We start from the raw sequence: 14,012 nt of genomic DNA, 5'->3' as shown, positions 1-14,012 counted from the left end.
CTGCGGGGGACAGGCACCGTCCGTGATACACGCGGGCCGTTCCTGCACGCGATGCATTCATATCAGTTCATATCCTGAGCACATGGCGGGGCGGCACCGTACGGGCTTGTCGGCCCGGGCCGTCATCATCACCGCGCTACACGTTCGGCCGCGCCCCACAGGAGCCTCACATGTCCGACAGTGCCCCCGAGCCCCGTCCCGGCAACGCAGAGGCAATGCCCCTGGGCACCGGTACCCGCCAGTGGCTCTTCCGCCCGCCGCGGCGCCACGGCGAGGTCGACACCGGTCGCAGCGTCAGCTTCCTGGAGCTCTTCTACGACCTCGTCTACGTCGTCCTGGTCGGGCAGGCGGCCCACACGCTGGCCGAGGACTTCTCCTGGCGGGGAACGGCAACATTCGCCGTGGTCTTCGGGCTGATCTGGATCGCCTGGCTGAACGGCACCCTCTTCTACGAACTGCACGGCCGCGAAGACGGTCACACCCGCTCCCTGATCTTCGTGCAGATGCTGCTGCTGTCCCTCATGGCGGTCTACGTCGGCCACGCCGACGGCGACGACGGCCGCACCCTGGCTGCCCTGTACGCATTGCTGCTGGCCCTGCTGTCCTACCAGTGGTACTCCGTGTACCGACAGGACGAACCGGAGCTGCGCAGGACGCCCCGCCGCTATCTGATCGTCATGGTCGCGGGCATCATCGCGATCGCGGCTTCGGTACCTCTGTCGGCCGACGCCCGTCTCGTCGTTTGGGCGCTGTTCGTCGTCGCGTGGTGCAGCGTGGAGTGCGTCATTCTCATCTCCTGGCGCAGAGCGCCGAGTTACGACGTCGTGACCGAGCCCATGGTCGAACGCTTCGGGCTGTTCATCATCATCGTCCTCGGCGAAGTCGTCATCGGTGTCGTGAACGGCCTGACGGACACCGAACGCAGCACACTCGTCACGACGACGGGCCTGCTCGGCCTCGCCATCGGCTTCGGTTTCTGGTGGAACTACGCCGACTTGGTGTCCCGACGGCTGCCTCGCGAGTCCGGCCACTCCCTGGCGACATGGATCTTCACTCACCTGCCGACGTCCATGGCCGTGGCGGCAGCCGGCGCGGGCATGGTCGGACTCGTGGAGCACGCCACCGATCACCGGACACCGGTCGCCGTGAGCTGGCTGATGGGTGGGTCGGTGGCCGTCATGCTGATCGCCATCGTGGTGCTTCTGCCCACCCTGGCGGACTACGACCGCCTCCCCTCCGTCTACCAGTCGGTGCAAGCCGTGCTCGTCGTGGCAGCCGTCGGTGCCCTTCTCGTCGGCTGGTCCCGCCCCGCCCCCTGGCTCCTGGCCCTCATCCTGTTGCTCCTCCTCTCCGCGACCTGGGTCTTCGCATTCGTGCGCTGGCTGAGACAAGGCTCCCTGATCAACGAGAGAGCAGCCGACTGACACCGACAGGAGGCAGACCCAGGTCGGCCGTCGGAGTCGGCTTGTATCGAGCGTTTGACACAAGATTCCGACCAGGGCATCTTGTACCCACCGTTTGGTACAAGTGTTCCTGGGGGATCTCCACGTGCTCGACACCGTCCCGCTCCAGTCCCGGCTCCTCGACCACGCCGACCACTACGCCCGCTGGTCCGGCCTGGCCATCGGTATCGTCGCCGCGCAGCACTTGGTCATGATGGAGAGCGGCGACATCACGATCCCCCTGGTGTTCGCCATCACGGCGTTCGGCTTGTGCGCGGTGGGCGGTGTCCTGCTCGGCGACGCCCTGACGCTCGGTCCCCAGGAAGCGGTACGCACCGCGAGTCTCGCCCCGCGTCTGGTCAGAAACCACGTGCCGCCCCGTATGGCGCCCCTGCTTCTCCTGCAGGCGGCCTCCCTCGTCGGTCTGCTGGTCATGGGCGCCGTCACCGCTTCCGCCGGCCCCGACCGGACAGACGGAGCGGGGCGTGTCATGGTCGTCGCCTGTGAGGGGCTGACCGCATCCCTCGGCCCCTGGCCCGGCCTCTACTACAGCGGCCCGATGTTCGCGGCCCTCGTGGTCGGAACCCCCGCGTGCGTCTGGGCCCTGCGCCGTATCGCCCACGGGCCGGGCGACTACCAGCAGCGCCGCGACCGGGCGTGGGCGATCACGGGAGCCTGGGGGCTGCTGGTGTCGAGCCAGGTCCTGCTCGTCGTTCTGATGCTGCTCATCGCGCTCACGGAAACGGCCTGCGCAGGCCCGCTCGGTGCCGCCACCGTCATGGTGATCTGTCCCCTGGGTCTGCTGAGTCTGTTCACGTTCGGGTGGTCCCTGGTAACCGTGGTGGCGCCGCGGGCGGTTGACGACGAGGCAGCACGATGGGAATTTCCGCGATGAGCGACCGCACCGTCCGCGTCGACACGACCAGCCAGGTACCGCCCTACGAGCAGATCCGCGCCCAGCTGGCCGCACTCATTCGCACCGGTCGGCTGACCGAGGGCGAGCGCCTGCCGACCGTGCGCCAACTCGCTGCCGACCTCGGTCTGGCGCCGGGCACCGTGGCCCGCGCCTATCGCGAGCTGGAGGCCGCGGAGCTGATCCGCACCCGCCGTGGCGCGGGCACCCGGGTGGCGGCGCTCCCGTCCGGACCGCGCGTCCACGACGCCCCTCAACTCGGCACTCTGGCCCGGGACTTCACCTCCGCCGCCCGAGCGCTCGGAGCCGACACCGAGGACATCCTGACCGCCGTCCGCGACGCCCTGAACTCGGGGCCCGCCTCCCCTTCGGCCACCGTCGACCGTGGAGCGGGCGGCCCCAGGTCGACGGAGGCGTCGGTGAAGGTCACGGGTGTGAGGCACGGGCGTGAGGCGCAGGCTTGAGCGGCACGCGCCTGGTCGGCGGACGCCGCAAGCCGCGGTTTCCGGTGGTCGTTACGCCGGGTCGATACGGGAGACGCTGCCGCCGATGGCGAGTACGTACAGTTCGCCCTTGCCGCCCTGCGCGAAGGAGATGACCTCGCCGCCGTTGACTCCCAGGTCGTGCACGGCTGTCACCTTGCCGTTCTTCAACTGCAGGGAGCGGACGGTGCCGTCGCAGTAGTCGCTGTACACGTACTGACCCTTGAGGGCCGGGATCGCCTTGCCCCGGTAGACGTAGCCGCCGGTGACCGAGCAGCCGAAGTTGGCGCGGTCGTACTCATGGACCGGCGGCACATGGTTCGCAGGTTCCGTGCCGCCGCGGAAGGGATGGGTGCCCTCCATCTGGGACCAGCCGTAGTTCTCGCCGCCCTTGCTGCTCGCCGGGGCCCAGTCGATCTCCTCCCAGTCGTTCTGGCCGACGTCACCGATGAAGAGGTCGCCCGTGCCCGGGTCGAAGGAGAACCGCCACGGGTTGCGCAGCCCGTACGCCCAGATCTCGTCCTTCGCGTTCGGGTCGTTCACGAACGGGTTGTCCGGCGGGATCGCGTACGGCTTGCCGCCCCTCGGGTCGATCCGCAGGAGCTTGCCGAGCAGGGTGCCGAGATTCTGTCCGTTGCCGTGCGGGTCGCCGCCCGAGCCGCCGTCGCCGAGCGCGATGTAGAGGTAGCCGTCGGGGCCGATCTTGATGTCGCCGCCGTTGTGGTTCGCGTAGGGCTGGGTCTGGGTGATGACCGTACGCCGGGTCTGCGGCTGGATCTTGCCGTTCCGTAGGGCGAACTCGTCCACGGTGCTGGTGCCTTCGAGGTTCGTGAACGAGATGTAGAAGTGCGCGAACGTCTTGTCGAACGCGATGCCCAGCAGCCCGCGTTCGCCGTCGGTGGTGGTCTCCGCGGTGATGTCGAGGACGGGCTGACTGAGCCCCTTGCTGTCCAGGACCCTTACGGTGCCCGGGCGTTCGGCGATCCAGAGCTTCCCGCCGGGACCGGCGGCGCCGGCCGTCGGATTCTGGGCCGTGGCCATGTTCTTGAGGGTGACCTTCGCTGCCCGCCGTGGGGCCTCGGGCTCGTCGGCCGACGCCACGGTCAGGGCTAGGGAAGCGACGAGACAGATGGTGCCGATGATCGCCGTGCTTCGGATGCGAACTCTCACCGAGATCCTCCTGGAGGCGGTGAATCGGCAGGTCGCGCGGCTGCTGGAGCTTGTCGCGGGGTGCCGCTCGCGCCAGCACGCAACCTGGTGGGGGGTGTGGGGAGAGAGGAGCGGTGTGCTACTGGCTGGCTACGTATGAGGATACTGAGACAGTGCCGCTTGGTATAGACCAGCTGCGTGAAGAAGAGGCCCCGCTCGAGGTCCCGCAAGCCAGGCACCGCGAAGCCCTTGGGGTGGAGGCGCGCCTACAAGCTCCGTAGGCGCGCCCCCGTTCCTCGCGGTTCTGGTTGCTTCAGTTCAGTGGTTCCACCCAGATGGTGCGGTAGCGCACCTTGTTGCCGTGGTCCTGGAGGCGGATGGCCCCGGCCGACGGTCCCTCCGGGGCGCCGCCGCCGGTCGGGCCGTCGATCGCGATGTCGTCGTGGATCTTCTTGCCGTTCCAGACGACGGTCACCCGCGCATCGGCCGTCTTGGTGCCGTCGGCGTCGAAGCGGGCCGCTCGGAAGGTGATGTCGTACGTCTGCCAGGTCTCCGGCGCTGTGGCCGCGTTGACGTCCGGAGCCTTCTTCAGATAGATCGCTCCGGCTTCGTTCGTGTCGAGCGTCGTGTCACCGAAGGAGTCGAGGATCTGCAGCTCGTACCGGTCCTGGAAGTAGACGCCGCTGTTGCCGCGGTCCTGACCGGTCACGTCGTCCGGCAGGAGCGGGACGCGGAACTCCACGTGCAGCTTGAAGTCCTGGTAGGCGTCCTTGGTGCGGAGGTCGCCGCAGCACACCTCCATCGATTGCTCGTCGGTCAGCGGCCATTCCACCGCTCGTCCGTCCGTGTGCTGCCACTGCCCCTGTGACGCGGCGGACCCGTCGAAGAGGGTGACCCGGGCGCCGTGCGGGCGGACGGTGATCAGGTCCAGATTGACATGGCCCGTGTCGCCGGAGTCGAAGCGGTACGCGATGGTGTTCTTCCCCGCGCGCAGCGTGACCCGTTCGGTCCGGGTCGACCAGGTGTCCCAGTTGCCCGTCGAGGCCAGCTTGGTCTGTCTCAGCTTCTGCCCGTTGGCGTACAGGGAGAGGGACTTGGTGCCCTGGAAGGGGTTGGGCCCGTTGGAGTAGCGAAGGTTCACGTCGTAGTCGCCGGCCTTCGGGACGGTGACGTCGAACGTCGTGGCGGCCTTGCCCTCGGTGCCGTAGCTGTCGACGAAGCCGCTGCCCGAGTAGCCGGTGTGGTCGGTGTTGATTCCGGCCGCTCCGGTCAGCCGCGCCTCCTCGGCCTCGTACAGCGTCGCGGGTGGCGGCTGCTTGCCCGGCAGGGTGTTGAGCGTGTACCAGGCCTCGGTGCTCCACAGCGTCTCACCGGACGTGGACGCGAAGGGGCGTGGTGAACGGACGTGCACGACGCGGCCCGGCTCGAGACCGTCAAGGCGTAGCGAGACCGTGCGCCCGTCGTCGGCGAGGGTCGCCGAGCGGACGTTCAGCCGCTCCTCGGCGATCTTCGGTCCTCCGTAGTCCGATGTGGGGGTGTAGCGCCATTGCTCGGCCTGGTAGCGGGAGGCCAGCTTCTCCGCGGTCGCCTGGGACAGCGGCTGGGTGTACTCCAGGTCGAAGCCGCCGGGGACGGCGCGCATCTCCTTGATGTCTAAGGTGTTGCCGTCGTTGGGCGCCAGCTTCTGGAGGCCGAACTTCAGCTTTCCTTCCTGGCCCCAGTTGCCGTCCGCGCCGAGGCCGCCCGCGTAGACCGCGCCGTCCGGGCCCATGGTGATGCGGTTGACGCCGGCTTCGAGGCCCTGCGTGTAGCGGAACACGGCGCCCTGGTACTGGCCCTTCACCTTCTCCAGATAGGCACGCTGGAGCCCGCCGTAGGTGACGTCACCGAGGAGCATCTGCCCGGCGAACCGGCCCTTGGTCAAGTACAGCGGTGTGCTGGGGGAGTTGGCGATCTCGTTCTGCGGCAGCCACAGCACCGGTTCGGTCACCGACCGGTCGTCGAAGGGGCCCGAGGGCTCGGTGTAGTGGTTGAAGAAGCGGTCCTGCTTGATGTGGACGAGCTTGGACGCGGGCAGCCAGCCGCCTTGGTTGTCGGTGGTGAAGATGTCGCCGCCGGGGCCCCAGCCGATGCCGTTGGGCGTGCGCAGGCCGCCTGCGATCGGCTGGATCTTCCCTGTCTTCTTACTGATCTTGTACGTGGTACCGCGCCCGGGTGCCGGCTGCGGAGTCGTGGTCGCGCCGCCGTAGTTGATGGCGACGGAGAGGTTCACGTAGAAGTAGCCGTCGCGGTAGAGCAGCCCGAAGGCGAACTCGTGGAAGTTGCCGCCGTAGGGCCACGTGGCGACGGTGCGGTACTCGTCGGCGACGAAGTCCCGGTCGGTGTCGACCAGTTGGGTCAGCTCGTGCTTCTGCGACACATACAGCGAGCCGTCGACGTACTTGATGCCCATGGGCTCGCGCAGCCCGCCCGCCACCTTCTTCACGGTCACCTTGTCGCGACTCGTGTTGCCGGTGACGTTGTCGAGGAGGTACGCCTCGCCCGTCGTGGTCTGTGAGCCGCCCCAGGTGGTGATGGCCAGGCGTCCGTCGGGCAGCCAGTCCATGCCGGTGACCTGGGGCTCGAAGCCGTCCGGGCGCAGGTCGGTGAGGGTGAGGTCGGGGCGTACGTCGGTCAGCGGCAGGCCGTCGCCCGGGCTGTCCGCTCCCGACTCGCACTCCTTGCGTCCCGGGGCGGTGACCCGAACCACCCCGGCGTCGGTGCTCAGTGCCTCGCTCGGCACCGTGGTGAAGTCGTTCGCGGACGGTGGCTTCCATGCCAGCGCGAGGCGCTGCTCGCCGCCCCGTTCGAAGTAGTCGATGCGGAACGGGTGGGATCCGGCCGTGAGTTGGACGGAGCCGTCCTTCGGCTCGGCCCCGTGCAGTCCGTCGTGGTCGATGACCGTCCGGTCGTCGATGGTCAACCGGGAGCCGTCGTCGCTGGTCAGACGGAAGGTGTAGGACCCGTCGTCGGGGACCACGAGGTAGCCGGACACCTCGGCCGAGAAGTTGTCGGCGAAGCCGCCGAAGTCACCGGTCGTGGACCAGTCCACGGTCGGCATCAGCTTGTCGTGGTTGGGGGTCTGCCCCGGCTTGAGCGTGCACAGCTTGCTGAGCGGGACCTGGGTGTCGAACACCCGCAGGGTCACTCCCGGTTCCTGGGGTGGGATGTCATCAGGGGCGGCGGCGGACGGGGGCGCCGTCCACACGCCCCCGACGAGGAAGGTTCCGAGAAGCAGGGGGGTGAGCCGTCTTCGGGCGCGGCGGAACAACCGTAGATGCATCGGTCCTCCAGAACGGACCGGAGGCCGCCGGATTGCACTCCGGTCGAGATACCCGCTGCGCGGGGGCGCGCAGAGGCGGTACTCGTGCGGTTGCGCCGATACCGTAGGGGACTTTCGCCGAGCGCGTCCATACTTTGTCATCAGTCGGTTCAAAGTCCGATCGGTGAACCGGTCCTGCACCGGACGGCCGGCCGATGCAGACTGTCTCTGCCGTTCGCCTGCCGGCGCGTGCGGTGGCCCTTGGACGTGCGGAGATCGACGGAGATCCGATGGAACGACGCCAACTGGAGTACTTCATCGCGGTCGTCGAGCACGGCGGTTTCACAGCCGCGGCCAACGCGCTCCACGTGGCGCAGCCTTCGCTGTCGCATGCGATCCGCACCCTGGAGCGCGAATGCGGCGGGAAGCTGTTTCATCGGCTCGCGCAGGGCGTCTGCCTCACCCCGGCCGGTGAGGCGCTGGTGCGGCCGGCCCGGCAGGTCCTGCGCGACCTGTTCACGGCGGGTTCCCTGGTGCGGGAAGTACTCGGGCTCAGCGGCGGCCGGCTCGACATCGTTTCGCAGACGACCCTTTCGGTCGACCCCCTGGCCGACATGCTGGGCCGCTTCCACCGCGCCCATCCGCAGGTCAGCGTGCGCGTGGTCGATCCGGAACGGGGGCCGGCCGTGGCGCAGATGGTCCTGGCCGGGCAGTGCGAACTCGGTCTGGTGGACGCCTCGGTGCCCACGGCGGACCTCAGCGGGATCGACCTGCCGGAGCAGGAGATGCATGTGGTGCTGCCCGCCGACCACCCGCATCCGGCGGGCGACACCATCACCTCCCGTCAACTGGCGGCGCTGGACCTGATCGTGACACCTCCGGGCACCGAGACCCGGGCGGCGGTCGACGACGTGTGCACCGCCCTGGGCGTAGCACCGCACATCGCGGTGGAGACCGCGCACCGCGCGATGATCGTGCCGCTGGTCCTCTCCGGCGTCGGCGCCGCCGTACTGCCCGCTTCCATGGCCCGGGACGCCGCACTGCGCGGGGCGCGGATGCTGTCCCATCGTCCGCGGCTGCTCCGTCACGGCCGACTGGTCTGGCGATCGGGTCAACTGTCCCCGGCCGCCCAGGCGTTCGTGGACCTGGCCTCCTCACCCGCCCGGGACGGGCATATCCAGTAGGTATAGAAGGTCTCTACCGCCTTCATTCAAAACCGGTTCACGTGAACTCGAGCGACCTCGTTGACCGGCCCCAGCGGCGACTGACACCTTGACTGCATCGCAGGTCGGAGCATTTCCGAGGTCCCCAATAGTGCTCTGCAACGCCGCTACTCAGGCTGCGAAAAGAGGGTGTGATTTCCCCGCCGGGCCATCGAATCGGAGAATTGAATGACTGACTTCGACGCGGGACGGCACATACTTCCGCGGCCGGATGTCCGCCGGCCGCTGACGGCCGCGATGGACGTACACGACCAGGAGACCGCCTTCACCCCCATCGGCCCGGTCCCTCCGCCCGAGGGCGCCCCGAACGTGGTGATCGTGCTCGTCGACGACCTCGGGTTCGGTACCTCCAGCGCGTTCGGCGGACCGTGCGAGATGCCCGCCGCGGAGCGGCTCGCGGACAACGGGCTGCGCTACACCCGCTTCCATGTGACGGCCCTCTGCTCGCCCACCCGCCAGGCCCTGCTGACCGGACGCAACCACCACTCGGTCGGCATGGGCGGCACCACCGAGATGACGACCGCGGCCCCGGGATACAACGGGTTCCGGCCGCGCAGCGCGGCGACCATGGCCCAGATCCTGCAGGGCAACGGCTACAGCACGGCCGCCTTCGGCAAGTGGCACCAGACCCCGCCGCGCGAGATCAGCCGGGTCGGTCCGTTCGACCGCTGGCCGACGGGGGAGGGGTTCGACACCTTCTACGGGTTCATGGGCGCCGAAATGAACCACTGGTACCCGCTGCTGTACCAGGGCACCACCCCCATCGAGCCCGATCGCCGGCCCGAGGACGGCTATCACCTCTCGGAGGACCTCGTCGACCACGCCATCGACTGGGTGCGCACGCAGCGCACACTGACTCCGGACCGGCCGTTCTTCACCTACCTGGCGCTGGGGGCCGCACACGCCCCGCTGCACGTCGGCCGCACATGGCAGGAGAAGTACCGCGGACGGTTCGACCACGGCTGGGACCGGCAGCGCGAACTGACCCTGCAACGGCAGCGGGAACTCGGCGTCGTCCCCCCGGAGGCCGAACTCGCGCCCTGGGCCGAGGGCGTGCCCCACTGGGACGAGCTCAGTGACAACCAGCGCCGGCTGTCGGCCAGGTTCATGGAGACGTTCGCCGCCTTCACCGAACACGCCGACGTCCAGGTCGGCAGGTTCGTCGACGCGCTCGAGGAACTCGGCGAACTCGACAACACGCTCTTTCTCTACATCCTCGGGGACAACGGCGCCTCGGGCGAGGGAGGCATCGAGGGGACGGTCGTCGAGCACCGGCTCGGGCACGGCGTGGTGGACGACCCGGACGAGATGATCGACCACCTGGACGAGATCGGCGGACCGCTCACTTACCCGATCGCGCCGGCGGGGTGGGCGCTGGCCCTGAACACCCCCTATCAGTGGACCAAACAGGTGGCCTCGCACTTCGGCGGCACCCGCGACGGCATGATCCTGCACTGGCCGCGAGGAGTGCAGGAGCGCGGCGGGCTGCGCCACCAGTTCTCGCATGTGATCGACATCCTGCCGACGATCCTCGACTGCGCGGGAATCCCGGCGCCGTTCAGCATGGACGGGGTGCCCCAGCAGCCCATCGAGGGCACGAGCATGCACCGCACGCTCACCGACCCCGCCGCGACGGAGCACCGCCGGACCCAGTATTTCGAAATGTGCGGGAACCGGGGCATCTACCACAACGGCTGGATGGCGGTCACCCGGCACGGCACCCCCTGGGAGATGGTGCCGGACAAGGACCGGCGGTTCACCGACGACGTCTGGGAGCTCTACGACATCGACCAGGACTGGAGCCAGGCGCGCGACCTCGCCGCCGAACATCCCGAGCAGCTGCGCCGGTTGCAGGACCTGTTCCTCATCGAGGCCGCGAAGTACCAGGTCTTTCCCCTCGACGACCGGGTCACGGAACGGGAGAACCCCGCCGTGGCGGGCCGTGTCGATCTGCTGGGCGAGCGGACGTCCATCACCTACCGCGCGGGGATGCGACGGTTCACCGAGGAGACCACCCTCAACGTCAAGAACCGTTCGCACAGCATCACCGCGGACGTCGATCTGCCGGACACGGACGCCGAAGGCGTGATCATCTCGCAGGGCGGCCGATTCGGTGGCTGGAGTCTCTACGTCACCGGCGGCAGGCCGGCCTACGCCTACAACTACTTCGGCATGAACCTGTACACCGTGCGCGGCGAAGAGCCCCTGGCGGCCGGACGGTACGAGATCCGGCTCGAGTTCGGCTACGACGGCGGAGGACTCGGCAAGGGCGCAACCGCCGTCCTCCTGGTGAACGGCGAGAAGCACGCGACCGGACGGGTCGCGCGGACCATCCCCTACTACTTCTCCTTCGACGAGACCCTCGACGTCGGAGTGGACCTGAGCACCCCGGTGACCGACGACTATCCCGCCCTCGACAACGAGTTCACCGGCACCATTCACACGGTGCGCATCGACCTGGACGACGGGAGCGCCGAGCCGTCCGAGTTCGACGGAGGACTGCACCGGCGCGTGATGGGGGCGCAGTGAGCTGCTGCACGCCGTCCGGCGGGCGGGCCACGGACCGGGCGCAGCACCGACCGTCCACCGTGCGGCAGGCCACGCCCGAGGGCATGGTGGCCGTCCCCGCCGGCCCGTTCCTCATGGGCAGCCAGGACGAACTCTCCTGCCCGGCCGACGGCGAAGGCCCGGTGCGCACGGTGGACGTCGACGCCTTCTGGATCGACGCCTGCACGGTGTCCAACGCACAGTTCGCGCAGTTCGCCGCCGAAACCGGATACGTCACCTCCGCCGAGCGCATCGGCTGGTCGTTCGTGTTCGCCGGGCTGCTCCCGGACGACTTCCCGCCCACCCGGGCAGTGGCGGCAGCCCCCTGGTGGCGCCAGGTCGAGGGCGCCGACTGGCGCCGTCCCGACGGACCGCACTCCGCCTGGGAGTCCCGGCCGGATCATCCCGTCGTCCATGTCGACTGGGACGACGCCCGCGGCTACTGCGCGTGGGCCGGCAAAAGGCTGCCCACCGAGGCGGAGTGGGAACGTGCCGCCCGAGGGGGCCTGCATGCGAAGGCGTTCCCCTGGGGCGACGAGTTCGAGCCCGGTGGGCGGCCCCGGATGAACGTGTGGCAGGGCGACTTCCCCAGCCGGCACCCCACCGCCGACGGCTGGTACGGCACCTGCCCCGTCGACGCCTTCGAGCCCAACGGCTTCGGCCTGTACAACACCACCGGCAACGTCTGGGAATGGTGCGAGGACCCGTTCTCCCCCTCCCTCGGCGGACAGCCGCGTGTCACCAAGGGCGGCTCCTATCTCTGCCACGCCTCCTACTGCCGCCGCTACCGGGTCGCCGCCAGGCAGGGCCTCTCTGCGGACTCCGCAACCGGCAACGTGGGGTTCCGGTGTGCCCTGGACATGACCTGATCCCTCTTCACCCCACCATCCGCACGGCGCGAGGCGCCCGGCGCACAAGGAGCAGGACCATGGCACAACGAGCAAGAAGGTGGCGCTCCTGCGCCGCGGCGACGGCCGTACTCGGCCTCACCCTGACCGCGTGCAGCGGGGCGAAGGTCGGCGAGGACAGCGGCGCGGCGGCAGGTGGTCCGGGGGAGTGCGGCACCTTCAATCTCGCGGTCAGCCCGTGGGTGGGCTATGAGGCGAACGCGGCGGTCATCGCCCACGTCGCGGAGAAGGAACTCGGCTGCAAGGTGGTCCAGAAGGACCTGAAGGCGGAGATCGGCTGGCAGGGATTCGAGACGGGCGAGGTCGACGCCATCGTGGAGAACTGGGGCCACGACGACCTGAAGAAGAAGTACATCACCGAGCAGAAGACCGCCGTCAACGTCGGCCCGACCGGCAACAAGGGAATCATCGGCTGGTACATCCCCCCGTGGATCGCGAAGAAGTACCCGGACATCACCGACTGGCAGAACCTCGACAAATACGCCGCGAAGTTCAAGACCTCCGAGTCGGGCAGCAAGGGCCAACTCCTCGACGGCGACCCGTCGTACCAGACCAACGACGAGGCCCTGGTGAAGAATCTGAACCTGGACTTCAAGGTGGTGTACGCGGGCAGCGAGACCGCCCTGATCCAGGCTTTCCGGGACGCCGAGAAGAACAAGAAGTGGGTGATCGGCTACTTCTACGAGCCTCAGTGGCTGTTTTCGGAGGTGCCGCTGGTCCACATCGATCTGCCCCAGCACACGGCGGGCTGCGACACCGATCCCGCGAAGGTCGCCTGTGACTACCCCGTGTTCGACCTCGACAAGATCGTCAGCACCCGATTCGCGAAATCCGGCAGCCCGGCCTACGACCTGGTGAAGAACTTCACCTGGACCAACGACGACCAGAACACCGTCGCCAGGTACATCGCGCTCGACAAGATGACACCACAGGCGGCCGCGAAGAAGTGGGTCGCGGCACACCCCGACGAGGTGAAGGCCTGGCTCGGGTAGCGCCGTGCGGGCGGGTCACCGAGCCGATCACGCTTCAACTGGTCACAGACCGCCGAGCTTGCCGGCCGCGTCACGTACGGAGCCGAGCGCGTCCACCACGGCGTTGCGCCGCCTCGCGCCCGCCGCTCGGTCGGCCGGCACCAGCCGCGCGGCGGCCTGCACGGCGTAGGTGTCCGGGTCGCCGAAGGCGGTTCGCGGGTGCTCTCCCGTCTCCGCGCAGTGCGCCGTGACCTCCTTGACCGCCTGGAGCACGACTGCCCGGTCCACGCCCGGCTGCATGGCCAGCCGTACCTGGAAACGCGCCATCCACTTCTCACGGTCCTTCTCCGCCGCCGCGTCCGTCGTCCGGTCCTTCTTCGCCACGTGCTCTCCCGGGTGATCTGCAGCCGTCTGTTGTGGAGTTGGACGTCGAGACATCGAACCGGGTTGCGTAAGCGGAAGGGGAACTGTTGGACAGCGGCCCATCCGCGTCGACCTTTGCACGCGCAGACGAGTGCGTCGCGACCGTCGTCCAGCGCGGCGCCGCGGCGCGCCCGTTCTCCGCACCGGGCCACTCGGCGCAGTGGCTTGGCCGACCAAGCGGCGTTCCGGCGCGATCCGTGACGCCACGACCGGCACCGAGGAAGCGAGAGAACACCATGGCGAAGAAGGCGAAGAACGGGCCGCACCGTGGACGCGTCGCCCGAGGAACCGCAGTACGAGGTGCGCAGCGGCGTTTCTGCGAGCTCATCGCTCGACGGCAGGGGTGAGACCACGAGGCCGGGGTAACCGCGTTCGTACGAAGGCCTTATTGCAAGGGCGTTATAGCCGACCGTCTCAGGAGGACAGCCGTGCCAGGCATGTTGGACAAGATCAAGCAGTTCAGCAGGAGCCCGCAGGGGCGACGTGCCGTGGAGGAGGTACGCCGGGCCTCTCGCGACCCGCGGCGCCGGGCCCAGGCCCAGCGGCTGCTCGGCAAGCTGCGGGGACGGCGCCACTGAAGCGCCCGGTGTGCTTCCCCCGGCGACCGGGCGCCGCGCCGACGGTTGTTCACTGAAGGGTGCGAGTCGTGTCGG

11 protein-coding genes are annotated in these 14,012 nt (G+C 68.7%); 8 read left to right on the top strand and 3 right to left on the bottom strand.

Annotated features, from left to right (window positions below):
* The first annotated feature begins 170 nt into the window (after positions 1 to 170).
* From ACZ7M7_RS30685 to ACZ7M7_RS30675, 3 genes are all read left to right on the top strand, one after another.
* Positions 171 to 1,424 (top strand): low temperature requirement protein A, encoded by a 1,254-nt coding sequence (locus ACZ7M7_RS30685; RefSeq protein WP_472122324.1) that lies wholly within the window; start codon positions 171 to 173, stop codon positions 1,422 to 1,424.
* A gap of 124 nt (positions 1,425 to 1,548) precedes the next feature.
* Positions 1,549 to 2,337 (top strand): hypothetical protein, encoded by a 789-nt coding sequence (locus tag ACZ7M7_RS30680; protein ID WP_383598188.1) that lies wholly within the window; start codon positions 1,549 to 1,551, stop codon positions 2,335 to 2,337.
* Complete coding sequence (locus ACZ7M7_RS30675; RefSeq protein ID WP_451166408.1) at positions 2,334 to 2,819, top strand: GntR family transcriptional regulator; 486 nt, start codon at positions 2,334 to 2,336, stop codon at positions 2,817 to 2,819. The genes ACZ7M7_RS30680 and ACZ7M7_RS30675 overlap by 4 nt, the downstream gene beginning before the upstream one ends.
* 51 nt (positions 2,820 to 2,870) lie before the next feature.
* Here ACZ7M7_RS30675 and ACZ7M7_RS30670 read toward each other — a convergent pair whose 3' ends face one another.
* Both ACZ7M7_RS30670 and ACZ7M7_RS30665 read right to left on the bottom strand, forming a co-directional pair.
* On the bottom strand, positions 2,871 to 4,007 hold the full coding sequence (locus tag ACZ7M7_RS30670) for a PQQ-dependent sugar dehydrogenase (RefSeq protein WP_472122320.1): 1,137 nt from the start codon (positions 4,005 to 4,007) through the stop codon (positions 2,871 to 2,873).
* Between the two features lie 292 nt (positions 4,008 to 4,299).
* Positions 4,300 to 7,308: a 3-keto-alpha-glucoside-1,2-lyase-like domain-containing protein gene (locus ACZ7M7_RS30665; RefSeq protein WP_472122317.1), complete on the bottom strand. Its 3,009-nt coding sequence runs from the start codon at positions 7,306 to 7,308 to the stop codon at positions 4,300 to 4,302.
* 269 nt (positions 7,309 to 7,577) lie between these two features.
* Here ACZ7M7_RS30665 and ACZ7M7_RS30660 point away from each other — a divergent pair, with 269 nt between their 5' ends.
* The 4 genes from ACZ7M7_RS30660 (at position 7,578) to ACZ7M7_RS30645 (ending at position 12,957) form a co-directional block, all read left to right on the top strand.
* The gene (locus tag ACZ7M7_RS30660) at positions 7,578 to 8,471 is read left to right on the top strand and encodes a LysR family transcriptional regulator (protein ID WP_472122314.1); all 894 of its coding nucleotides are present in this window, start codon (positions 7,578 to 7,580) and stop codon (positions 8,469 to 8,471) included.
* Between the two features lie 207 nt (positions 8,472 to 8,678).
* On the top strand, positions 8,679 to 11,039 hold the full coding sequence (locus ACZ7M7_RS30655) for an arylsulfatase (RefSeq protein ID WP_472122311.1): 2,361 nt from the start codon (positions 8,679 to 8,681) through the stop codon (positions 11,037 to 11,039).
* An 83-nt stretch (positions 11,040 to 11,122) separates the two neighbouring features.
* The gene (locus tag ACZ7M7_RS30650) at positions 11,123 to 11,926 is read left to right on the top strand and encodes a formylglycine-generating enzyme family protein (protein ID WP_472122494.1); all 804 of its coding nucleotides are present in this window, start codon (positions 11,123 to 11,125) and stop codon (positions 11,924 to 11,926) included.
* Positions 11,927 to 11,985: 59 nt separating this feature from the next.
* Positions 11,986 to 12,957: an ABC transporter substrate-binding protein gene (locus ACZ7M7_RS30645; RefSeq protein WP_472122308.1), complete on the top strand. Its 972-nt coding sequence runs from the start codon at positions 11,986 to 11,988 to the stop codon at positions 12,955 to 12,957.
* 42 nt (positions 12,958 to 12,999) lie between these two features.
* On the opposite strand, the gene ACZ7M7_RS30640 is transcribed toward ACZ7M7_RS30645, so the two are convergent.
* Positions 13,000 to 13,320, bottom strand: a complete 321-nt coding sequence (locus ACZ7M7_RS30640) for a hypothetical protein (RefSeq protein WP_451166420.1) — start codon at positions 13,318 to 13,320, stop codon at positions 13,000 to 13,002.
* 467 nt (positions 13,321 to 13,787) lie between these two features.
* On the opposite strand from ACZ7M7_RS30640, the gene ACZ7M7_RS30635 reads away from it, so the two are divergent.
* Positions 13,788 to 13,937, top strand: a complete 150-nt coding sequence (locus tag ACZ7M7_RS30635) for a hypothetical protein (protein ID WP_328883549.1) — start codon at positions 13,788 to 13,790, stop codon at positions 13,935 to 13,937.
* The last annotated feature ends 75 nt before the right edge of the window (positions 13,938 to 14,012 follow it).

Source organism: Streptomyces sp. NPDC111606, assembly GCF_055656945.1.
This window is presented reverse-complemented; position numbering and strand designations above follow the sequence as displayed.

What these genes read in the sequence shown, in the direction of transcription:
- ACZ7M7_RS30685 (WP_472122324.1), top strand. Translation starts at nt 171, where the DNA reads ATGTCCGACAGTGCCCCCGAGCCCCGTCCCGGCAACGCAGAGGCAATG.
- ACZ7M7_RS30675 (WP_451166408.1), top strand. Translation starts at nt 2,334, where the DNA reads ATGAGCGACCGCACCGTCCGCGTCGACACGACCAGCCAGGTACCGCCC.
- ACZ7M7_RS30665 (WP_472122317.1), bottom strand. Translation starts at nt 7,308, where the DNA reads ATGCATCTACGGTTGTTCCGCCGCGCCCGAAGACGGCTCACCCCCCTG.
- ACZ7M7_RS30660 (WP_472122314.1), top strand. Translation starts at nt 7,578, where the DNA reads ATGGAACGACGCCAACTGGAGTACTTCATCGCGGTCGTCGAGCACGGC.
- ACZ7M7_RS30655 (WP_472122311.1), top strand. Translation starts at nt 8,679, where the DNA reads ATGACTGACTTCGACGCGGGACGGCACATACTTCCGCGGCCGGATGTC.
- ACZ7M7_RS30650 (WP_472122494.1), top strand. Translation starts at nt 11,123, where the DNA reads ATGGTGGCCGTCCCCGCCGGCCCGTTCCTCATGGGCAGCCAGGACGAA.
- ACZ7M7_RS30645 (WP_472122308.1), top strand. Translation starts at nt 11,986, where the DNA reads ATGGCACAACGAGCAAGAAGGTGGCGCTCCTGCGCCGCGGCGACGGCC.